This window comes from Acinetobacter sp. OYA S30 (genome assembly GCF_033599315.1).
GTDB classification, from domain to species: domain Bacteria; phylum Pseudomonadota; class Gammaproteobacteria; order Pseudomonadales; family Moraxellaceae; genus Acinetobacter; species Acinetobacter baumannii.
Genome location: NZ_JAWVAV010000004.1, coordinates 1 through 21,244, shown reverse-complemented (window position 1 = coordinate 21,244; position 21,244 = coordinate 1). Strand labels below are relative to the sequence as shown.

Annotated in this window: 21 protein-coding genes; 20 read left to right on the top strand and 1 reads right to left on the bottom strand. The window is 38.6% G+C overall.

Features of this window, described 5'->3' with window-relative positions; all coding sequences use genetic code 11:
- Positions 1–276: 276 nt before the first annotated feature.
- The 3 genes from R5R67_RS03120 (at position 277) to R5R67_RS03110 (ending at position 5,012) form a co-directional block, all read left to right on the top strand.
- Entirely contained in the window at positions 277–2,691 is a 2,415-nt protein-coding gene (locus R5R67_RS03120; protein ID WP_262443590.1) for a hypothetical protein, read from the top strand.
- Positions 2,692–3,091: 400 nt separating this feature from the next.
- Complete coding sequence (locus R5R67_RS03115; protein ID WP_262443591.1) at positions 3,092–4,021, top strand: inovirus Gp2 family protein; 930 nt, start codon at positions 3,092–3,094, stop codon at positions 4,019–4,021.
- A 61-nt stretch (positions 4,022–4,082) separates the two neighbouring features.
- Positions 4,083–5,012, top strand: a complete 930-nt coding sequence (locus R5R67_RS03110) for a hypothetical protein (protein WP_199964058.1) — start codon at positions 4,083–4,085, stop codon at positions 5,010–5,012.
- A gap of 72 nt (positions 5,013–5,084) precedes the next feature.
- Here R5R67_RS03110 and R5R67_RS03105 read toward each other — a convergent pair whose 3' ends face one another.
- A complete protein-coding gene (locus R5R67_RS03105; RefSeq protein WP_112987136.1) occupies positions 5,085–5,411 on the bottom strand; it encodes a pyrimidine/purine nucleoside phosphorylase in 327 nt (108 codons plus the stop codon).
- 617 nt (positions 5,412–6,028) lie between these two features.
- Between R5R67_RS03105 and R5R67_RS03100 the strand changes: the two genes are divergently transcribed.
- The 17 genes from R5R67_RS03100 to R5R67_RS03020 form a co-directional block, all read left to right on the top strand.
- Positions 6,029–7,141: a hypothetical protein gene (locus tag R5R67_RS03100; protein WP_262443592.1), complete on the top strand. Its 1,113-nt coding sequence runs from the start codon at positions 6,029–6,031 to the stop codon at positions 7,139–7,141.
- Positions 7,134–7,478, top strand: a complete 345-nt coding sequence (locus tag R5R67_RS03095) for a hypothetical protein (protein WP_262443593.1) — start codon at positions 7,134–7,136, stop codon at positions 7,476–7,478. The genes R5R67_RS03100 and R5R67_RS03095 overlap by 8 nt, the downstream gene beginning before the upstream one ends.
- A gap of 104 nt (positions 7,479–7,582) precedes the next feature.
- On the top strand, positions 7,583–8,104 hold the full coding sequence (locus tag R5R67_RS03090) for a hypothetical protein (protein WP_199964061.1): 522 nt from the start codon (positions 7,583–7,585) through the stop codon (positions 8,102–8,104).
- 8 nt (positions 8,105–8,112) lie between these two features.
- Entirely contained in the window at positions 8,113–8,286 is a 174-nt protein-coding gene (locus R5R67_RS03085; protein WP_171293787.1) for a hypothetical protein, read from the top strand.
- 102 nt (positions 8,287–8,388) lie between these two features.
- Entirely contained in the window at positions 8,389–9,036 is a 648-nt protein-coding gene (locus tag R5R67_RS03080) for a hypothetical protein (RefSeq protein ID WP_199964062.1), read from the top strand.
- 36 nt (positions 9,037–9,072) lie between these two features.
- The gene (locus R5R67_RS03075) at positions 9,073–9,429 is read left to right on the top strand and encodes a hypothetical protein (RefSeq protein WP_372552443.1); all 357 of its coding nucleotides are present in this window, start codon (positions 9,073–9,075) and stop codon (positions 9,427–9,429) included.
- A 9-nt stretch (positions 9,430–9,438) separates the two neighbouring features.
- Positions 9,439–9,594: a hypothetical protein gene (locus tag R5R67_RS03070; RefSeq protein ID WP_199964063.1), complete on the top strand. Its 156-nt coding sequence runs from the start codon at positions 9,439–9,441 to the stop codon at positions 9,592–9,594.
- A 93-nt stretch (positions 9,595–9,687) separates the two neighbouring features.
- Positions 9,688–10,110, top strand: a complete 423-nt coding sequence (locus R5R67_RS03065) for a hypothetical protein (protein ID WP_199964064.1) — start codon at positions 9,688–9,690, stop codon at positions 10,108–10,110.
- 44 nt (positions 10,111–10,154) lie between these two features.
- Positions 10,155–11,222, top strand: a complete 1,068-nt coding sequence (locus tag R5R67_RS03060) for a DUF932 domain-containing protein (protein ID WP_199964065.1) — start codon at positions 10,155–10,157, stop codon at positions 11,220–11,222.
- A 229-nt stretch (positions 11,223–11,451) separates the two neighbouring features.
- The gene (locus tag R5R67_RS03055; RefSeq protein WP_199964066.1) at positions 11,452–12,591 is read left to right on the top strand and encodes a YqaJ viral recombinase family protein; all 1,140 of its coding nucleotides are present in this window, start codon (positions 11,452–11,454) and stop codon (positions 12,589–12,591) included.
- Positions 12,592–12,741: 150 nt separating this feature from the next.
- A complete protein-coding gene (locus R5R67_RS03050; RefSeq protein ID WP_318754754.1) occupies positions 12,742–13,638 on the top strand; it encodes a hydrolase or metal-binding protein in 897 nt (298 codons plus the stop codon).
- A gap of 96 nt (positions 13,639–13,734) precedes the next feature.
- On the top strand, positions 13,735–13,965 hold the full coding sequence (locus R5R67_RS03045) for a helix-turn-helix transcriptional regulator (RefSeq protein WP_318754753.1): 231 nt from the start codon (positions 13,735–13,737) through the stop codon (positions 13,963–13,965).
- Positions 13,966–14,024: 59 nt separating this feature from the next.
- Positions 14,025–14,609, top strand: coding sequence for a class I SAM-dependent methyltransferase (locus R5R67_RS03040; RefSeq protein ID WP_318754752.1), 585 nt, complete (start codon positions 14,025–14,027; stop codon positions 14,607–14,609).
- Between the two features lie 7 nt (positions 14,610–14,616).
- Positions 14,617–15,636 (top strand): HNH endonuclease signature motif containing protein, encoded by a 1,020-nt coding sequence (locus R5R67_RS03035; RefSeq protein ID WP_318754751.1) that lies wholly within the window; start codon positions 14,617–14,619, stop codon positions 15,634–15,636.
- Positions 15,637–15,702: 66 nt separating this feature from the next.
- Complete coding sequence (locus R5R67_RS03030) at positions 15,703–18,918, top strand: helicase-related protein (RefSeq protein WP_318754750.1); 3,216 nt, start codon at positions 15,703–15,705, stop codon at positions 18,916–18,918.
- A gap of 15 nt (positions 18,919–18,933) precedes the next feature.
- On the top strand, positions 18,934–19,728 hold the full coding sequence (locus R5R67_RS03025; protein WP_318754749.1) for a DUF4391 domain-containing protein: 795 nt from the start codon (positions 18,934–18,936) through the stop codon (positions 19,726–19,728).
- 40 nt (positions 19,729–19,768) lie between these two features.
- Positions 19,769–21,244: site-specific DNA-methyltransferase (locus R5R67_RS03020; protein ID WP_318754748.1), on the top strand; the 1,476-nt coding region annotated here is incomplete at its 3' end.

Sequence of the window (21,244 nt, the reverse complement as noted above, 5' to 3'; positions counted from 1 at the left end):
AATCATAGATGGATTTACAAAATTGCTGTGCATTAATTATTCTATATTCTCGCTTATTTATAAGTGAAAAGTAACGTAAATTAAAAAATACTATGTCACTACACATGGTCTTTTTTTTAACACTTGAGATGGTGCCATGTTCAAAATAATTTTCTTAAAGGAATTAAGTGGTTTCAATTTTGTACGTTTATTTTTGAATGCTAACTGGTCAAAACATGTTATTTTGAAAAAGTATGCTATTTGAACTGTGTTGAAAGATAAGTCTAAGGGGAGTTTATGCATTTAGGAGAAAATAATGCTGAAATTCAGCTAAAAATACAGAGGATACTCGATTTCTATTTTGTGCGTTTAATGAAAAATTACTCTAGTCATGAAGAGCAATTAGCATTAAATTATTTTAGATATTCTATTGCACTTTTAGAATTTTTAATCGTAGTTTATTCTCATGGAGGAAATCTAAATAAGTATAAAAAACTTGAATTATGGAATTTATTGCTAAAGCTTGGTCAACAAAATGGTTGGCAAACTTTGGGGGTGGGAGGGGGTATAGGCTTCGTTGATCGAATTAGACCTGAAAAAGATTCACCATTCTTTGTGTTTATAAGTTCGAAGAACTGTTATGAGTTTTTGCAAAATTTCTACAGAGAAATGCCAAATTTTCGTAGGTTCATGGTAGATCAATCAAATTGGGAGGTGAAAGATGCTGAACCTTCTATTGATGATTTAAATGGATTGGAGGCTAGGCTTAAGCCATATATAGAGAATTACAAATTTCCCCCACATCAACATTCGGAGATACAGGCTTCATTTTTTCAGGAATTTGAGAAGAGCTTTAAAACTAATATTCACTTGAAAATCGTGTGTGTGGATGTTGAATCAAGATCACTAATTCTATTAAATACAATAGGCGAAGCTAAACAATCTAGATTTGAATCTCAAGTTTTTGAGGAACATACTGAGTTGTCATTTTTTATTAGAAAGGCCGAGTATGCAGGAAAAGGTAAATTTAAAAATTTATACATTTTTGTATTCAATCAGCAAGCAAATTTAACTCCGAAATCATACTTTCAATCAATTGAACGTATTTGGTTCGAGACTGAGGGTAAAGGTTTTCTTGAGTCAATAACATTTCTCAATCCACTACTTACAAGCTTACAAATGAGTTCAGGCACCATAGAACAGAGCAACTCCTCCTATAAGTGCTTTGTTGGAGGGGTATTGAATTATATTTTTACAGTTGAAAATTATTTTTCCCTTACAATGGCATCTTCAAATAAAAATTATCTGATTTCTAAACTGGTAGACTTAGGGCCTAGGCTCTATAAAAACCCAAATGAGATAAAAAAGGAGCTAAGAAAGAAGCGAAGTCCGCGGAAAATCGAACACAGAACAGATTTTAATGAAAAAAATTATGAATGGGAAAAGTCTTTAAAGCTAACGAAACCTCTAATCAAACAACAAAAAGACATTAAACTTTTGTATAGTTTATTATCGGATAAGGATGATCCTGAAGAAAATGATTTACAGGAGTTTTTATATAAAATTGATTTGATGGTTCTATGTGCTTTTAAATGGAAAATTCCAGCTTTTGTTGTAAGTGATGGTTCATCCGCAGTGAAAAGTGGAACTGAAATAGGCAAAGTAATTGCTGATATAGATAAAGCCTATAAGCAAAAGCGAAGAGAGTTAATTCTAAATGCAGAATACTTAGGGGTTAGAGTTGGGCTCTTTGTCATAATATTTGAGTATTTGGGTATCGAAGCAACCACAACAGATATTATTTCGCCTGGACTAAACCGGTACTATTTTTACAATTCCTTAGTTGATGAAATAAATTTAATTTACTTAAAACCAATCAATGAATTAGTACCTTATCTGCGTAAGAGAATTGATGAAATAATCGCTAAGCGGTCAGCTTCTTTTGGAATGTTGGAACAAGATGAGTCTGAACCAGAATTTTTTAGTATTCTTCTAAAAAAACTCACAAGATTACTTGAGCAGAAAATAAATAGGCCTGCTAAATCTGATTTGACATTGAAAGATTGGTATAGCACTCAAATAAGATCTAGGCAGAATTCGTACGAAAATTTAGTACGTTATAGTCGTCAGTGCCGTAGTGATCAAACGAAAGATATTGTAGTTGATATTGAATTTACACTAAGCAATGATTCCGAGCTTGATATCAATTTCTTTCATGAGGTTTTAACGAAAGGGATAGATTTATTGTCTAGGACGGATTTTGCTAAAGAAGCCATCCGTGGTTATTGGGGAGGGTGGGAGTCTATATCATTTCAGAATCAGCAATGTAAGGCGCATGTGAGTCTTATGTTTTTTATGGATCAGCGTTATGTTGCAAGAAAAGAAGAGCTGCGTGATGAGTTGAATAAAGCCTTGGAAAAAGCCGTTACAAGCCCGTACAAAAATTGGGATAAATCGAACGAGCTAAAGTTTAACTTTAAAGAGTATTTATGGTTTCAAGCTTTTGGGGAAGAAGTGTTTTCTGACCCCGTCAGTGATCGTAAGAAAATAGAAAAAGAACTAGAAAGACGTTTACATCAGGCGTTTTATTTGGTGTTGCATCGAGATCTATACTGGTTGCCATCCGAATTGATCTTAAAGCAGCGTGTGATCAGAGGCCGTGAGGGCTATAAGCCAAGAAGGAAGTCATCTAAGCCAAAAGCTTTAAAATGATGAGTTGATCAATGTGAAGAGTTTATTTTTCCGCTTAACTCTCGTTTTTATTTTTTTGATTTGTCATCGATGCTCAGCATGTCTCAGAATTGTCTTTATACGGTGATGTGCAAACAACTACGGCAGCGTTGAAGTCGGTAAATAGTATTATTAATTAATTATGTATCTATTCTCTTATACCTTAATTACTTAGTAGACATCATACATACAACAACTCAACCACTAGGTGAGTTGTTGTTATAGACTTCAATCACAACTAAGTATTTAAAGCGATGATGAACAGGTGATCCCTAAGATCAAATGTGAATCTACTGATGATCAGAATTCTTATTGGTAAAGACTACAATAAAAAAATACTTCTACTGCTTGAGATATGACATACCTTGATTGGAACATATTCATGCGACTCTCTGACCACATTCATCAAGCTTCCGTATTATCCGATATACATCACTTCATTGAATGTAATCTTAACCACTATGTTGAACATGCTGTCTTCCTCGACTTACTTCAAGAACTGATTGTACGCTTCAAGCAGTACCATCAGGAATCACTTAGCTATGCTGCAACCATTGAGATATTTGTTCTACTGATGCAGGCTGTTGAGCAAATGCTGGATGGACGTATTTACGATGAAATAAGTACATTCGATGCACAGCAAGTGAATCAGTTACAAAAGTTGATCTTGAGTCAACGTGACAAGGTAAAGGAGCATTTGCAACGTTATAAAGAACAGCAACAACGTAATCGCGAATCAATTCAATCCTATATGCAAACCATCATCAACGATCATCACAAGCTGTTATTGGTTCGTGTTGATCTAAGTTATACAAAGGAGAAGCATGGTCAGATTGGTTTACAGGACTTTTATCAGCATATCCAAAAATTAAGACAATTGCTTAAAGACCAGCAGGGGTGTTTTACTGAGTTGAAAGGATATGTGCTTAAACTGGAGCAAGGGAGGGACAAAGGATTCCATGCTCATCTGCTATTCATCTATAACGGTTCAAAGCGTCAGAACGATACCTTTCTTGGACAAGCAGTGATTGATAAATGGCAAGAGATTGTTGGGGAAGGTGCAATAGGCAACAATTGTAATACCGTTAAATACAAGCAGCGTTATCTGCAAACGGGACGTCTCGCATTGGGTATGCTGCATCGTGACGATAAGCAAATGACTGACAATGTGATGCTTCTGTTGAATTACTTTGCCAATGAGGACAAATATGATCAAAGCTTATTGGTTAGCTATGCAAGAATGCGTTGTTTGAGTAAAGGGGAATATCAACCGCATGGGAGACAGTATCAATTGAAGTCTGAATGCAAGTGAGTCAGTAAAAAAATACATCGAGTGCCGTCTTATGAATGAATCACATAGGACGACTTTTGACATGAATTTCAAACAAGCTGAACTCTTCGTTGCTCCAAAATTAGAGCAGGATGTACATGATTTTTATATTGCACTTAAGCGTGCAACACTGGTTGATAGCGATTTAAGAAAGACTTGGCGACGCTCATTCCTCGAGTATTGTCAGGATTGGCATTATTTGCTGTTTTCACATCGAGAATTTAAATTTGGGTTTTGGGTGACCCAATTTAGCAACGCGTACTATGCATGTGTCGCGGAACAGGAAGAATTTCAGATTTGGCCTGAGAATGAGAAACAATGGGCTGACTTAGTGTCGAAGATACTCAATAAATTAGAAAAGTTATTTAAAAGCATTGGCTTTCAAGAAATGCTAAATAAGTGTAATGCGGCTTATGAGAAAAAGATCCAGAAATTGATGGACCAATACTCAAACATAAATCGACTGAGTGTGGATGCGCCTGATCTTAAATTCTATTTAACCATGCACCCGCATCCAACAGCACAAGAGCTGAGTCATATTCAAAGTTTTAGTCGAGCATTGAAGCAGTTTGAGCGACGACTCATGGATAAATCATGGTGTCGTGCACAAGTGCTGTACCGTTTTTATCAGATTTATCGTGATCCAGAACATCAACACTATGTGGTGCGCTACTACTTAACCTTCCAAAAAGCATTCTATGATGAAGAGACAAATTACTGTGCAAAGTTGAGGGAGATCTGGTCGGATGTCACAGATGGCATAGGGGTTTTACTGGAGCAAAAACAGTTTAAACCTGATGTTCAAGGCAATCGAACAGTACCCTCGTTTATGAATGATGATATGGAGTCCCCATTAGAAAACCTTGAAAGTTTAGATGTCAGAATGACTTCACTTAAAGAGCATGCAACCAATCTTTATGTGTGGGATCGTGGTATGGAGTCATTCAGTGGTCAGCTCATTCAACATAAATAGTTGAATTGAAACGCAGGGGTTAAGCCGCCATGAGGAGGCTTCCCTTATTTAAGCTAAATAATAAAAACAAGTTTAATGCGGTTCAAAGTGACATACATAATCTACAACGTCTTCAGACTGGATCGTAAATTCACTGTTGGGTGGAATAATAAAAGATTCGCCTGAGCTGTAAGTGGAAACTTCAGATTGATCTCCAATTTGAACTGCACATGTGCCTGAGATAATTTCAATCCGCTCTTCGAGATGAGTCTTAAAGGTGAGGGGATGTTCTGAAGGCAGAATGACACCGAGTGTCTTTTTGCTGCCGTCTTTTAAAATGAGCACATGGCTAATCGACGAACCATTAAAATGAATGTTGGCCTTTTTTTTAATTGAAACAAAGTTAAATTGTTCTGACACGATGAGTGATCTCAAAAAAATTATTGTCTTGTGTTTTGAGAATCATAATCAAACGAATGATCAAGACTCAAGTTAAAAATGATTCATCGATTGCTTAAGCAGATTTCACTATCAAATAGCTGAGAGAGATCATAGCGTTATCCAACTTACGATTTCCTGAGCAGCCATAACACCCGTTGCTTGACCGACGGGTAAGCAGCGATTATCCTTGGCGTGCTGGCCTACATTGCCAGTGGGTTTTGACAGACCCAGTTAAACAAAGACGAGATACGAAATTGATTTTTTGTGTGTCGTGTACCCGTTCGTCCCCCTTTCTTCTATGGTAGGGCGGAGGGGGGACGCGCTTGCGCGTGCTGGTTTCTTTGTTTACCAGTCTGTCAACCCTCTTTCGTCCTACCACCATCAATTGACAGTGATTTGGTAGGCTTTCTTGAAACAAAGGAGTCCGCTATGCATACTGACATTTATCTTTTGGCTTTGCCATTTCCAAATATATACCGATTGTGCTTTTTATTTCGATTGCCTTTGGCAAGACGATCTCACGGCTGTGCTTTGCCCGATTCCACTCAATAACGTTTAGATCTGATCTATAACGACGAATAATAAAAGGTGGTTCTATGGCACATGCCCCGATTTGGGTGGCGTGTCTGATGGTGCCTTTGTGCGTCACGGCATGCTCAAAAAAAGACAATCATGTTTATATCCCAGATGAAGCCGAGGCTTTATCTGAACGCATTCAAACTCAATCCAATCCTGTACCCGTGTTAGTAACGGCTGAACAGTTACAGCCCTTAGCCTCTAGTGATGCAGTCGATGACGGTCCATTAGAGAGCTTTCATCAACAGCTTACTGACAAACAACAACAAGCAGACTGGCAAACATTCCGTCAGCAACTCAAACTCAAACCTGATCAGATAGTTTGGTTGGGCAGTCAACGTAGACGCTTTAAAGAAGACTTCAATCCTGTTGATCTCAGACACACTGATGCCTATCCGCAAGCCAATCAGTTGATGATCAACTACTTTCGGCGTTTGAAATCTCCAAACTCGATTGAAGTACAAGGAGAACTTGAAACCACAGCAGACTATCAACAACGGCTTGATGCAGCACAGCAACAGCATCAACAACTGACGGGAAAACTGAAAGTCGATCTCAGTCATTTAGAACTGGCGTTGAATGTATTACATGCCCCCGTTTGTTTTAATGCCGATGATCAAGATGCCTATAACGCGATTGAATATGATGCAGACCATGAAACATTAAGCTTGCGCACCAGCATTCCCTATGTCACCGAAAAAGAGGTATTGGCGCAAGCCTATAATCCGAACTTTGATGGACAACAGGTCGAAGTACTGAAAGTAGAACTGCATTACCCATTGGCCCAAGCCAAAAGCAATTTGGATGATTTAAAACGAGGCACTTGTCTGGGTTATCTCTTACAACTCGATGCAGGGCAGCGTCTCACGGTCAAACAGCTCATCCTCTCCGCTTATTCCTCAGATACGGCCATTCCGCAACCTATTGTTTATCGTTTCCAACCGCAGCAGTTAGGTTATGACCTTTATCAAGAACAACAGGAAGTGACCCGACGTGAGGATGGCACACGCGACTACCATCCCAAGCCGCGACAGCTTTTACGCAGTACAGATATTCCGATTCCACAGCAGATTGATTACCGCTTTGGTTTAGCCAACACCTCCGTTGAGACACAAGGAGCATCTGATGAGTAAGCTATTTTTACAACTAAGCCGTCCTTTACTACTCAGCATCGCATTGATAATTGGACTGAGTGCTTGTGGCGAATCTCGTGAAGCCATTATTCCACCGACCGCCAATGATGCCTTACATGCCATGCGACAACAGGATGACAGCATCGTACAAGTCAAACTACAGCAATGCATCCGCAGTAATCCCTTTGAAGGGCAGCCAGGCAATGGCCCAGCTTATGACCAGTATGACTGTGAGGTCGTAGTGGAACGCTACGATGCGGTACTTGATCAAAGCATGACACAAGCACAATCCGTTCTGCTTAATTTAGGCAGTAGTGGTTGGCAGGCTGAGTATTAAGCAGCAGCCCACATTAAAAACGTAAATAAAAAATATTCAAATACACAACATCTAGATGAAGTAGGACGCTACCTACACCCTATCTAGTCTTCAGGATATTAACAATGACAGCACATCTACACGTTCAACAACAAACGCTTCAAACGAATTCAAGCTTTATTAATCCCTTAAAACAACTTCTCTGTACTGGCGCACTTTTAGGCGGTGCACTGTTGCTTGGACAAGCGACCCAAGCAGGCAGCTATCAAGAATACACCTATCCCTTACAACTGGTCGGCGTTGAGGGAGGAGTACAACTGCGCTGTACTTATGTTGGCTATGAACGTCAGCGAACTCGTCAGACATTTCTGATCAGTGCGTTACGCAATGAAGGCGGTTGTCCACGTAATACCTATTACAAACCAAGTCGGATGCAATTGATTATTGCCGAGACAGGGCAAACGGTATTTGTACGTTCTGAAGAAGTGCGTCAAGCCACCCGTCAAGACTATACGGGACAGCGGATGCAAGCCCCTGACAAACCTGCATCTGCCAAGATCAATCGTTGTCACATCATGGCGACCCAAGATGCGAATGGCAAAGTCACTCCTGGACCTGCCATAACTGATCCAAGTTGCAAGAAGTAGGTCAGACCATGAAAAAATTCTTTGGCTTTTATCTGATCGCGACCATTGTCTATGCCGCGATGTTGATGCAACGCACGGCTGAATTACAAGGCGGTTATGTCGGTGTCGATTACTTAAGTTGCCTGCTGTTCTTGATCAAAGGATTGATGTGGCCGTTGGCAATTGTACGTTGGCTTTTCTAGCACACACCTCAAACCTGATAGCAATCATTCTCCTTGATTCAAACAGGGAGAGTGAAGCTTTATTGAGATAAAGAGAAAGACCAAGACAAAAAGGATAAAAATATGAATAGAAATTCTACCGATTCAAGCTTGACGAAAACCCTACAACCGATGCATTGGGTATTGATTGTCTGCGGCATGATTGTGTTACTGACCGTAGCAGTGTTATATAACCAACAGCAACAACGTCAAACAGATTTAAAACTGGCACAACTCGCAGCGACACAATCCCAAGCATCTCATTCAAGCACAGCTACAACAACTGAACCATCCACATCCGCTGATTTAGACATGGGGGAAGATGGTATCTCCATGAGTACAGACTTCGTTGAAGCTGAATCCTCAACTTCAACGGGCAACGCCGAACGACAACAACTGAGCATGCAGGTTGATGGCGAATACCACGAAGATCAAACCTTGAGTTCTAATCCTTCTACTTATGGCTTAAAGCCGATACAAGCTGCTTCGGCAGATTTAAAAAGCATGCTGCCTGAGATTGATCAGATGTTGCGAAGCCACTTAATGGAGGAGTGGGGACGTGCTGATCGTGATCAAGTCCAAAAACGTGTAGAAGGCTGGAATCAGCAAGGTAATGAGCTGACTTATCGTGCAGCTTGGGATTCAGATCGTTATCAATGTACGTGGTATGTGGTGCGTTGGAATCTAACTAGTCAACAAGTACTGCAAGAAGGTTATCAACCGTGTTTTTAAGTTGACCCCAATATCAATCATGACAGGAATAAAATCATGAAGATGTTTCAAACCAAAATTACAACACGTTTAGCTTACTTGAGCTTTGCGGCATTCAGCCTATTGATCACGCATACTGCGATGGCAAAGACGGAACAGATTATTTTAAAACAGGACCTTGGCTTAGGTGAGGAGGCGATTATCTTCAATACCAAAAAGGGTGAAGTGATCTTGAACTACTATGCCTTACCTGAAAAAGTCGCGCAGCAAATTGATCAGTTTAAAAAGGGCCAGTGTCTCGAAATTCAGTCCAAACACGGTTTCTATAACGATACCGGTGATGGGCAATACATTCAAAGCATTCGCCCCTGTAAAACCAAATCAAGCTTAGCTCGACCGAAAGTTACCCAATAGACAACCGCCATGAACAAGCGCAGATTTATGCTGATCTGTTTATTGTGCTGTGTCTTCATTGCAACACTGCTTTGGCTAATCATGCAGCGTGATCAACATCCAGTATTACAAAAAACGCTACAGGTCTATGTCATCAAACTCTTACAACTGCTTGCCAAGCTTTAAATCCAACCCAACACAAACTCAAAAAAACCTGCCCATCGCGGCAGGTTTTTTTATGCCCGTTTATGACTGATGTTTTATCTCAGGAGATCCAATATGTCCAAAATTTGTTGTCCCATGTGTGGCAGTGATCAGGTTGAAATGATTGCACAACCGCAATTCCAACCACCACCGAACCCAACGCAATCAAACTTTCCTAAACCTCCGATGCATAGCTTGATGCATTACCTGGTCAACTATGCCGCGATGGGAGCCACAGGTGCCCGTATGTTGAAAGGACAAAAGCCAATGCTGCTCATTATTGGGGCGGTGATTGGCGGGGCGGTGGGATGTGCGGCTTGTCTACTCAATCATTTACAGGATGCCACACCGACTCAACCTCCGACACCATCCATTCCTGCTCAAGCTCGTGGGCAAACTTCGTATCAATGCTTGGAATGTGAATATTGCTTTGCTTTGGCTTTTCAATATGAGCCAGAGACTACTTATCCCATGCATCACAGCCGTCCTTTCGAATAATTGCAGTTTCACAATTTTATTTAATCTCAACAGGAGAATGCTTTATGGCACATTTAGTCGACAGTATGGCTTTTGTCGGTCAAACCCCTTGGCATGGGCTAGGTAATCAACTCACGCCCAATCAACCGATTGAAGTTTGGGCACAACAAGCGGGTATGGACTGGCGTATTGAAACGTCTGATGTTCGTTACATGGCACAGAACGTACGCGGACAAGACATCATTCTACCCTTTGAAGAACAACGGGTACTGTATCGCTCCGATACCCACGCACCTTTATCTGTGGTCAGTCAACGCTTCCAAGAAGTGCAACCGATGGAAATCTTAAATTTCTATCGAGACTTAAGCGAACAATCGGGATTTGAACTCGAAACCGCAGGGGTGCTGAAAGGCGGTAAGAAGTTCTGGGCATTGGCAAAAACTGGACAAAGCGCAGCCTTAAAAGGTAAAGATGTCAGTAATGGTTATATTCTTTTGGCGACCGCTTGTGATGGTACCTTGGCGACCACTGCACAATTCACCTCTATTCGTGTGGTGTGTAACAACACCTTAGCGATTGCACTGAAAGCCCATAACAACAGCTCAAGCAATACGGGCGTGGTCAAAGTTCCCCACAGTACTCGCTTTGATGCAGAGAAAGTCAAACATCAACTCGGCATTTCAGTGCGTGCATGGGATGAACACATGTATGAAATGAAGCAACTGAGTCAACGTAAAGTCACGCAACAAGAAGCGGCGGCTTACTTTGATGCGGTGTTTAACAACAGCAATCTGAGTGTGGCGGATCAAGAGGACAGTATCATTCAATACTATCGCAATGCAGCTTTGCCTAAACTTGGACAAACCAATACAACGCTAAAATCCGACATTAAAACTGAACCTAATGGCCGCGCCATGTCAAAAGTCATGACCATGTTCAACGGACATGGACGAGGTGCAGAACTCAGTTCAGCCAAAGACACAGCGTACGGTTTACTGTGCGCAATCACGGAATTCACTGACCACGAAAGACGAGCGATGAGTACCGATCATCGATTGGATTCAGCATGGTTTGGGGCGGGGGCTGCGATTAAACAACGGGGCTTGGAACAGGCTTTACGTATGTTGGCTTAACCTTAGCCCAACTACTATCAAACTCAACCATCATTTCCCTTACAACCTATCCCACCACAGTGACTCAAATTTCAGCTTCATTTAAGCTTTTACCATTAGCCTAAGCCAGTGGTTATACGATAGCCGCAGTGCAAGACCCTTCGCCACGCTCAGAGGTGGCTTTTTTTATGCCTGAAATTTAGCGGTTGCTGTGGTGACGATACTTTATTCAAAAAGGAATCGCGCCATTATGAATAGTCATCAACACATTCAAAACGCATTAAACCAACCCCCATTACAAGCCTACCCACCGAATATCAATCCATTCACTCAACAAGTGGAAGTGGGCACTCGAAGCAAACGTAATTCAGCTCAACATTCCCAAAATAAACAACCAAGAAAATCCAAAACACCCGCAGCCAAACGGCTTGCCAACACCAAGCAACTCAACTATCAACAATGGCTTGAAATCCGCAAACAAGGCATCGGCAGTAGTGATGCTGCAACCGCTTGCGGACTCAATCCCTATATGTCGATGTTAGAACTGTGGATGATCAAAACAGGTCGAATGCAACAGAACATCGAAGATGAAAGTGCAGGCTATGCACCGTTGTATTGGGGGAAACAGCTCGAACCATTAGTAGCTGAATACTACAGCATGCACACCAATAACAAAGTGCGTCGTGTCAATGCAGTATTACAACACCCTGATGAAGACAAGCACTTTATGTTGGCAAATTTGGATTATGCTGTAGTCGGTAGCGATGAAGTTCAGATTCTAGAATGTAAAACGGTTGGAGAATATGGTGCAAAGCTTTGGCGAGATGGTGTACCGCTGTATGTACTTTGCCAAGTCCAACATCAACTCGCTGTCACAGGCAAACAGGCAGCGCATATCTGTGCCTTGATCTGTGGACATGAAACCAAAATCTTTAAAGTGACCCGTAGTGAAACCGTGATCCAGCACATCATCAATGCGGAACGCCACTTCTGGCAATGTGTTGAGTCGGGTATTCCACCGATTGTCGATGCTTCTGATTCAGCAGCCAAAGCCTTACAACAACTTTATCCAGAACAAATCCCATTAACCGTAGAAGACCTGACTCAAAATGAACAAGCCAACTATCTCTTTAACCAACTGTTAGAAGAGCGACAAAGACTTGAACAACACCAACAGTATTTCGATGAACTCAAACATCAAATACAAATGCTGATGAAAGATGCCGAGCGCGCGGTATTTACAGGCGGTTCAGTGACATGGAAGAAGGCACAAGACGCCACCACCTTAAATAGTAAAGCGTTACTGAAACAATACCCTGAATATCTACAACAATTCCCACAAACCAAAGTAGGGACACGAAGATTTCAAATTTATCCGAATGGTGGATAGGGCAGCTACACATTCCAGCATTTATTTCCCAACAATGTATCAACCACCAAAACCACATCAAATAACCCGATCCCATATCTCAACAGATATGGGATTTTTTTATGCCCAAAATTTAAATATCACCTCAACACCTATATAGAGGACATCACCATGATTAAAGGTTTAGCAATTACTCCGCCTGTTCTTGGTCGTATCAGTATCGGCAAGATCGTGGAAAAGAACGGTAAACGTGTCCCTGAAAAGGATGATCAATTTACGATTACCAGTCAAATTCAAGGGAAAGACGGATGGGTCAAACATCCTTTAGATGAACAACTCCGAGCTAAAGCACCGAATCAAAAACTTAGAAGCATTCCAGTGAGGATGATCTTTAATGATCCTGAACTAAATTTAAGGGCAGAGTACAGCCTGTTTGATCGACAAACAGGACGATTAATCTGTTCAGGCAATGGAGAAACTTGCCAACGACTTGGACAAAATGGCATTGAAAAACATCCTTGTCCATCACCTGATTTATGTCCATTGGCACAAGGCGGACTATGTAAACCTTATGGCAGACTTTACGTCAACCTAGATGAATCCGATGAATTTGGCACCTTCATCTTTAGAACCACTGGCTTTAATAGTATTCGAACTCTGGCAGCGCGACTACGTTATTACAGTTCAGCTTCAGGTGATTTACTTTCATGTTTACCATTACAACTCACTCTTAGAGGCAAGAGCACCACGCAAAGCTACCGAACTCCGATCTATTACGTGGATTTGACTTTAAGGGAGGGTATCAACTTACAAGAAGCGATTAGCAATGCCAAGCAAATCAGTGAACAAAGCAAGGCAGCAGGGTTTTATCAGGAGGAATTAGATCAAGTAGCGCGGAAGGGCTATGGCAATGCCAGTTTTGAGGTGGGTGGTGAGGAGGGACTAGATATTGTTGAGGAGTTTTACTCAGATGAATCTGATCAGCAAGCCCAAGACACACCCAATCAAGTTGACCGTGTTCAGGATATCCAGAAAGGGTTGCAACAGTCGGTGCAGGCTTTGAATTAGACAGCATTGGACTAGACTGGATCAAGTAATTTTTTATTCAGGAGACCTATCATTTGAGCAATTACTGCTCGCATCAATGATTAGGAGTTAAACATCATGAATGCGTTTACAGGTCAAACTTTTCAGATGAACCAAATTATTAACATCAAGCATGTTGTTGAGTTTACTGCTCTAAGCCGATCAAAGATCTATGAGATGATTAATAAGAACTCGAAATATTACGATCCGACATTTCCTCAGCCTATACGGTTGACTGAAATGCGTATTGGTTGGTCAGCTTGGGAAATCCATCAGTGGATTGAAACTAAGCTTGAACAGCGAAAGTAAAGGGGGCTTTTGCTCCCTTATTTTTTTGATAGAATCGAAAAAAATTACTCATGATATAAATGAAACCAACTTTAGATTATTACGATATCAATGCATTGGGGTTTTTCAATTCTACATTTAAAGTAGATATGGAGAGTCTATATCAACCATTTCTACGCTATCTCCCTGACAATGCCTATATACTTGATTTAGGTTGTGGTTCAGGTAGGGATACCTTAGCTTTTAAGAATAAAGGTTATAAGGTTGCAGCAACAGATTATTCAAAAGAACTGGTTGATAAGGCAAGCCATTTGACTGGAATTGATGTACGCTTTGAGAGCTTCTATGAGTTGTCTGAACTAAATCAGTATGATGGAGTTTGGGCTTGTGCATCACTCTTACATTGTGAAAGAAAACGCTTGCCTGATGTACTGGAAAAAATATTAAAAGCATTAAAAGTGAATGGTATCTGCTATATGTCATTTAAATATGGTGCGGGAGATCGTTATAAGGATGGAAGACAATTTACGGATATGGACGAATCACAAACACAGAGCTTATTAAGAAAATTTGATAATATTTTACTGTTACAACAATGGATTACTATTGATAAGCGTCCCGATCATAATGAAGATTGGCTCAATATCTTATTTCAAAAAAATTGAATAAATAATGTCAGTATCTATACCTACACCACAGCAGCAACTCAAGTTTCTGAAACAGATTCAGCAAATTTTGCATTCAGGCAGTTTTTCTTCGACTTATAAATTTGCTTTATTGATGAGCCTTTCCCGCCTGGCGATTGAACAGGGAAAAGATACTGGAGAAAGCTTAATTTTAGACTATCTGGATATTGCAGAAAAATTTATAGATTTATACTGGAAGCAGACGCTTCCATTTCATTTTAATGAAAATGAACCGTTCCTATTACAACAGAATAATGGCAAGCAAGCAGGAATTATCAGTTTAATTAATAATGCTCAACAACGTTATAAATCTCTTGCTTTAGCCAGACGAGATCATGTGTACTGGCTGCAATTGAAAAAGAAAGCGGCTGATATTGTAAAGAAGATGCCTGTAAATTACCTACAAAATTTGAAAGGTCAGAATGTTGAGTTTTTATATCGTTTAGAAGATTCTCGAAAACAACTCATACTTTTGCCAAATGTAATGTATTGCTTACGTCAATTCAGTGAAATTATTGAAGAGTTATGCCAGAAAAAGTGGGTCGATTTTGTCAGGTTAAATAAAAGTAATTTATTGGTTCTAGATGGCTTGCCTGATTTGGCAACATTCATGTTTGAACCAAGCCGAAATCAACTTCGTCAAGTAGGGGAATTCTTGGTTGATTTACAGGCATGTACATGTTTCTACTGCCAAAAGCCAATTAAGCAAAATAGATGGGCTGTAGACCATTTCATACCTTGGGCGATGTACCCGGCAGATACAGGTCATAATTTTGTACTTGCAGATGAAAAATGCAATTCGGCTAAAAGAGATTTCTTGGCATCAGAAGAGTTTTTGTTACAGTGGCAAGAACGAAACCAGAACTTTGATTGCCTTATTACAGATGGGTTATCAAAGATGGGTTTTTTGACGAATATTGAACGTTCACATAGTGTTGCTAATTGGGCTTATGGACAGGCTAAAGAGAATGGGTATGTTCTCTGGGATCTTAAAATTGTTGTCTAAAGTGATAGTTTTTTCGAGCTACAAAATTATATAAATAGTTATTTAAAATAATTAAGAGGGTTAATTGTGATTTTAATTGATAATAAGACAGAAACGGTAAGTGAAAAGTTGAAAGAAATTGATAGTATAGATGCTACCTTATCGATGCAGTCAAGTAAATTCACGATCTATGCTTTTGATGCTTTAAGAAAAGAATTATCTGGTATTAAAAAGTCAAAAATCCTTATATCTCAGTCATTTGATGGTATACAACCATTGGTAGGTTGTGAAAAAGATACAGGCTTAATAAATCAGCTAGATCAAAAAAGAGTAGCTCTGAATTGTTTGGATTGGCTTAATGAGACTCATGTCGAGATGGCTGTCAATCAGCGTGCTGCTGAATCTAACAACATCATTTGTATCCAAAAAGGAGATGCTATATCTGCGATTTATGGAGATGCCTCTTTTAGTCCAGAAGGGTTGGGTGAAATAACTCCACTAAAACAGCAAATGATTACTTACACGGATGATGCTGTACTTGCTCATAGAGTTTTGGAATGGTTTAAAAATCTCTGGGATGATCAGGAAAATCTAATTCATATAAAAAAAGAAATTGTCCAAAGATTTGAAACGCTCATAGAGGATCAGCCTTTAGAGAGTATCTATTTACTGACATTATTTAATATTTTTAATAACTTTCTATGTGATCTTGATCAAGAAAAATTATTGAGAAGTAAGACTGGATTTAAACAGTCTATGGTTTGGAATAAGCTTTTTAAATTCCAAAAAGACGGGGTGGTTGGGGCTATTGAAAAGCTTGAAAAATTTAATGGTTGTATCATCGCTGATAGTGTAGGGCTTGGTAAAACATTCGAAGCTTTAGCTGTAATTAAGTATTATGAATTACGTAATGATCGCGTTTTGGTTTTATGTCCAAAAAAATTACGTGATAATTGGACGATGTATACCATCAACGATAAACGCAATATCCTAGCTGAAGATCGCTTCAATTATGACGTTTTAAACCATACAGATCTGACACGTACCCAAGGCTTTTCTAGTGAAATTAATTTAGAAACCTTGAATTGGGCGAACTATGATCTTGTAGTGATTGATGAATCACATAATTTTAGAAATACACCGACTAAAGTGACTGGCAATAGTCGATACGAAAAGTTATTAAATGAGGTACTGAGAGCTGGTGTTAAGACCAAAGTATTGATGTTATCAGCAACACCAGTAAATAACAGAATGAACGATTTGAAAAATCAAATTGCATTCATTACAGAAGGACGTGATGTTGCTTTTATAGACCAGGGCATTAAGAGTATAGAAAGGACTTTAATGCTGGCTCAGAAGCAGTTCAATCAATGGGTTAAACTACCAGTAGATGAGCGAACAACTGCAAACCTATTAGACAGTATGAGCTTTGATTACTTTAAACTCTTGGATATTGTCACGATTGCTCGCTCGAGAAAGCATATCGAAAAATATTATGGTGTTGAAGATATAGGTGAATTTCCTGAACGTTTAAAACCCAAAAATATTTATGCTGATTTAGACCTGAAAGCAGAATTTCCACCACTTAAAGAAGTGAATAAAACAATACGCCGACTGACTTTGGCAGGATACTCGCCACTGAAGTATGTTCGAAATGATAAAAAAGAGGAATATTCTCGTAAATATGATAAAGCTGTTGGAGGGGGTAAAGGCGTCTTTAAACAGATTGACCGTGAAGAAAGCTTAATTCATTTAATGCGCGTTAATTTATTGAAGCGTATGGAAAGCTCGATTCATTCGTTTACACTTACTGTTGCAAAGCTAGTCAATCAAGTCACAGGCCTTCTCGATAAAATAGAGAAACTAGAATATAGCGATATTGAAGCTTTAAATATTGAAGACATTCAAGATATAGAGTTTGAGTCCTCTGAGCTTGAACCTTATTTGATTGGTAACAAAACCAAAGTGCTTTTGCAAGATATGGATTTGATCCGCTTTAAGCAAGATTTGGCCGCAGATCAAATATTCTTAACCTCGATTCTGCAAATTGCACAGGAAATTGATATTTCAAGAGATGCTAAGCTTCAGAAGCTAAAACAGGAAATTCTATTTAAAGTCGAAAATCCAATTAATGGAGACAATAAAAAATTAATTGTATTTACCGCTTTTGCGGATACGGCTGAATATCTTTATAAAGAGTTATCATCTTGGGTGGTAAATACTTTAGGGATCCATAGTGCTCTCATTACTGGTAGCGGATCGAATAAAACAACATTAAAAGGATTAGGAACGGATCTTAATACATTACTTACAGCCTTTTCTCCAGTATCTAAAGAACGTAATAAAACAACTATTTCTGATGAGAATGAAATAGATTTACTGATCGCAACTGACTGTATTAGTGAGGGACAAAACTTACAAGATTGTGATACCTTGATTAACTATGATATTCACTGGAATCCAGTCAGAATTATCCAACGATTTGGACGTATTGATCGTTTAGGCTCTAAGAATGCACAAATACAATTAATTAATTTCTGGCCTAATATGGAATTAGATGAGTACATTAATCTTGAAGCTAAAGTTTCAGGACGCATGGTGTTATTAGATATTTCGGCAACGGGTGAAGAAAACGTTATCGATCCTAATAATATTCAAATGAATGATTTGGAATATAGAAAAAAACAGTTACAGCAACTTAAAGATGCCGTTATAGACTTAGAAGATATAGCAGGTGGGATTTCACTCACTGATTTAACTTTAAATGATTTCCGCTTAGATCTATCGAATTACCTTAATACACCGAATAATTTACAAAAGTTAGAGGCTATGCCTTTTGGGCTGTTTTCAGCTATCTCTATTCAACAATTTAAAGATAGTTATGATATTCCAAAAGGAATTATTTTCTGCCTGAAAAGCTTAAAAATGGGCAAAGATGCTCTGCAGATTAGTGATCACTATCCTTTGCATCCATATTTTTTAATACATGTTAGTTTTGATTTAGACGTTGTACATCAATATAACCAGCTCAAACAAATTTTAGATATTGTTAAATTAGCCTCTTTAGCTAAAGTTCAAGTCGATCAAACGGCTTACCAACAGGTCAATTTAATGACCAAACAGGGGCAGGATACGACTTTATTTAAAAAAATGTTAGTCAAAGCGATTGAGAGTATTGAGGGGAAAAGTGAAGAGAAGGGTATAGAAAGCCTCTTCCATAAGGGCGGTACTGTGTTGTCAATCTCAGGTAGTCAAAACCTAGAGGATTTCACAGTTGTTTCTTATTTGGTTATTACAGATTAAAACAGGGGATAAAAAATGAGTTTACTCGATGTTTTTTTGAATCAGTTAAATATCCCTGAGAAATGCAAAGTAGATAAAACAGTCTTTAAGAAACTGTTTGAGCAGGCAAATGATGGTCATAAAAATATTTTAGATGCAAAAGATAGAGAATGTTTAAAAAAAGACATATCTAAAATTACGTGGTTATATAGTTTTAAGCCGAGCACGATCAACATTCCTGCGTACCAAACTGAAATTCGCGAATATTTAGAAGTTGCGGTCTTACTGGTGAAACTAGAGGATAAAAAGAACATAGAACGGATTCAACAATTTTTTAATCGTTCCATTCCTTATCCATTGGTGATCTTATTTCACTTTGAAAATGGAGATGTGCAGTACCTAAGTTTTGGGGTAACGCATAAGCGTACTAATCAGTCCGATAAAGAAAAGTGGGTACTTGAAGAAAGTATCATTTCACCTTGGCTGAATTTAGCGCAATTGTCGGAAGTGGAGCAGAATTTTTTCGATAGTATGCAAGTATCTCAGTTATCATTCCAAAGCTTTTATCATTTTTATGATTCGATAAAAGCACGCCTAATTGCCTTACAATGTGCAGGATATAGTGGTTCTTTTGAGCTTTCATCACAAAATGATCATCTCTCCACAGAGAGTCGTATTAGTACTTTGAAAAATTTAATTGAATTGGAAAAAAGACAAGTAGAAATCTCCAATAAACTAAAGAAAGAAAAGCAACTAGGTCGTCAGGTTGAACTTAATGTGCAACTACATAAACTGAAAGATGAAATTCAGACGATTGTTCGTCGTATATAAATTTGAGTCATCCCCATTTTTAAATTTTGAAGTAATCGTTATGCAGAAAATAAGTCTTGAAGAAAACCAAAGTGAAAATTTGGTTCATCAAAATATTGAACATCTAAAGCAGATTTTTCCTGAAGTATTTTCCGAGGGGAGAGTCAATTTTGAAACTTTACGTCAATTACTTGGAGACGAGAAGGTTTTAGATGAAGGCGAAGAAAAATATGGCTTAAATTGGCATGGTAAGAAGAAAGCACGTCAATCTGCATTAACTCCTTCGCTTGGAACACTGTTGCCATGTTCTGAAGAAAGCATAAATTGGGATAAGACTCAAAATTTATTTATTGAAGGTGATAATTTAGAGGTCTTAAAGCTTCTGCAAAAGAGTTATACCAATAAGGTTAAGCTAATCTATATTGACCCTCCGTATAACACTGGGAGTGAATTCATTTACCCAGATAACTTTCAAGAAAATTTAGATACCTATCTTTTATATACAGGACAAAAAGATGAAGAAGGTAATATATTAACATCAGCTAAAGAGAAAGCAGGTCGTAAGCATTCCAATTGGTTAAATATGATGTATTCACGTCTTTTGTTAGCGAGATCTCTTTTAAAAGATGACGGTGTTTTAGTAATTTCTATTGATGAAAATGAGCATGTCAATTTAGTCAAAATAGCACAAGAAATTTTTGGAGAAGAAAATTATTGTGGAGAAATTGTTTGGAAGAATAGTAGTAAAAACGATCAAGACTATATTTCTATACAGCATGAATATTTTGTTTTTTTTACAAAAAATAAATCGGTAAATAAAGGCGAGTGGCTCGAGAAAAAAGAGGGTATTGATGAAATTTATAGAGCCTTTGAAAAATTCAAAAATGAGTTTGGTAATGATTGGAAAGCAATCCATCAAGCGGCTTTAGATTGGTATAAGACTTTTCCTGACTCTAATCCGATTGTTGATAGTAAGCATTACAGTTGGATGGATGAAAAAGGCGTTTATTTCCCTGACAATATTTCAGGGCCTAATGTTGGGCAATATGTATATGAAGTTGAACATCCTATAACTAAGAAGAATGTTAAAAAGCCTTCAAGAGGTTGGTTCTGTCCAAAATCTACAATGGATGAATTAATTGCAAGTGGAGGTGTGCATTTTGGTGTTGATGAAACAACAGTACCTTGTTTAAAAACGTACTTGAAAAATACAGAGATGAAAAGTCTAACAAGTTTACGTTTTAAAGATGGCCGTGTTGCATCTAAAAGATTAAGAGTTTTATTTGGAGAAAATATTTTTACTAATCCTAAAGATGAAGAACTGTTAGTAGATTTTTTTAAAGCATTAAATATAAATGCGGATGATATTGTTTTGGATTTCTTTGCGGGTTCTGGAACGACAGGACATGCTGTGATGCTCCATAATGTTCTTAATGCTCATCATGTTAAATATATTTTAGTGCAGTTGCCTGAAAGTTTGGAAGCTATGGCTAAAACTGCAACAGGCTTATCTAAAAAAATTATTCTTAATTCAATC

What these genes read in the sequence shown, in the direction of transcription:
- R5R67_RS03090 (WP_199964061.1), top strand. Translation starts at nt 7,583, where the DNA reads ATGACAGCACATCTACACGTTCAACAACAAACGCTTCAAACGAATTCA.
- R5R67_RS03055 (WP_199964066.1), top strand. Translation starts at nt 11,452, where the DNA reads ATGAATAGTCATCAACACATTCAAAACGCATTAAACCAACCCCCATTA.
- R5R67_RS03100 (WP_262443592.1), top strand. Translation starts at nt 6,029, where the DNA reads ATGGCACATGCCCCGATTTGGGTGGCGTGTCTGATGGTGCCTTTGTGC.
- R5R67_RS03060 (WP_199964065.1), top strand. Translation starts at nt 10,155, where the DNA reads ATGGCACATTTAGTCGACAGTATGGCTTTTGTCGGTCAAACCCCTTGG.
- R5R67_RS03075 (WP_372552443.1), top strand. Translation starts at nt 9,073, where the DNA reads ATGAAGATGTTTCAAACCAAAATTACAACACGTTTAGCTTACTTGAGC.
- R5R67_RS03025 (WP_318754749.1), top strand. Translation starts at nt 18,934, where the DNA reads ATGAGTTTACTCGATGTTTTTTTGAATCAGTTAAATATCCCTGAGAAA.
- R5R67_RS03110 (WP_199964058.1), top strand. Translation starts at nt 4,083, where the DNA reads ATGAATTTCAAACAAGCTGAACTCTTCGTTGCTCCAAAATTAGAGCAG.
- R5R67_RS03040 (WP_318754752.1), top strand. Translation starts at nt 14,025, where the DNA reads ATGAAACCAACTTTAGATTATTACGATATCAATGCATTGGGGTTTTTC.
- R5R67_RS03120 (WP_262443590.1), top strand. Translation starts at nt 277, where the DNA reads ATGCATTTAGGAGAAAATAATGCTGAAATTCAGCTAAAAATACAGAGG.
- R5R67_RS03065 (WP_199964064.1), top strand. Translation starts at nt 9,688, where the DNA reads ATGTCCAAAATTTGTTGTCCCATGTGTGGCAGTGATCAGGTTGAAATG.
- R5R67_RS03035 (WP_318754751.1), top strand. Translation starts at nt 14,617, where the DNA reads ATGTCAGTATCTATACCTACACCACAGCAGCAACTCAAGTTTCTGAAA.
- R5R67_RS03085 (WP_171293787.1), top strand. Translation starts at nt 8,113, where the DNA reads ATGAAAAAATTCTTTGGCTTTTATCTGATCGCGACCATTGTCTATGCC.
- R5R67_RS03080 (WP_199964062.1), top strand. Translation starts at nt 8,389, where the DNA reads ATGAATAGAAATTCTACCGATTCAAGCTTGACGAAAACCCTACAACCG.
- R5R67_RS03070 (WP_199964063.1), top strand. Translation starts at nt 9,439, where the DNA reads ATGAACAAGCGCAGATTTATGCTGATCTGTTTATTGTGCTGTGTCTTC.
- R5R67_RS03115 (WP_262443591.1), top strand. Translation starts at nt 3,092, where the DNA reads ATGCGACTCTCTGACCACATTCATCAAGCTTCCGTATTATCCGATATA.
- R5R67_RS03045 (WP_318754753.1), top strand. Translation starts at nt 13,735, where the DNA reads ATGAATGCGTTTACAGGTCAAACTTTTCAGATGAACCAAATTATTAAC.
- R5R67_RS03095 (WP_262443593.1), top strand. Translation starts at nt 7,134, where the DNA reads ATGAGTAAGCTATTTTTACAACTAAGCCGTCCTTTACTACTCAGCATC.
- R5R67_RS03050 (WP_318754754.1), top strand. Translation starts at nt 12,742, where the DNA reads ATGATTAAAGGTTTAGCAATTACTCCGCCTGTTCTTGGTCGTATCAGT.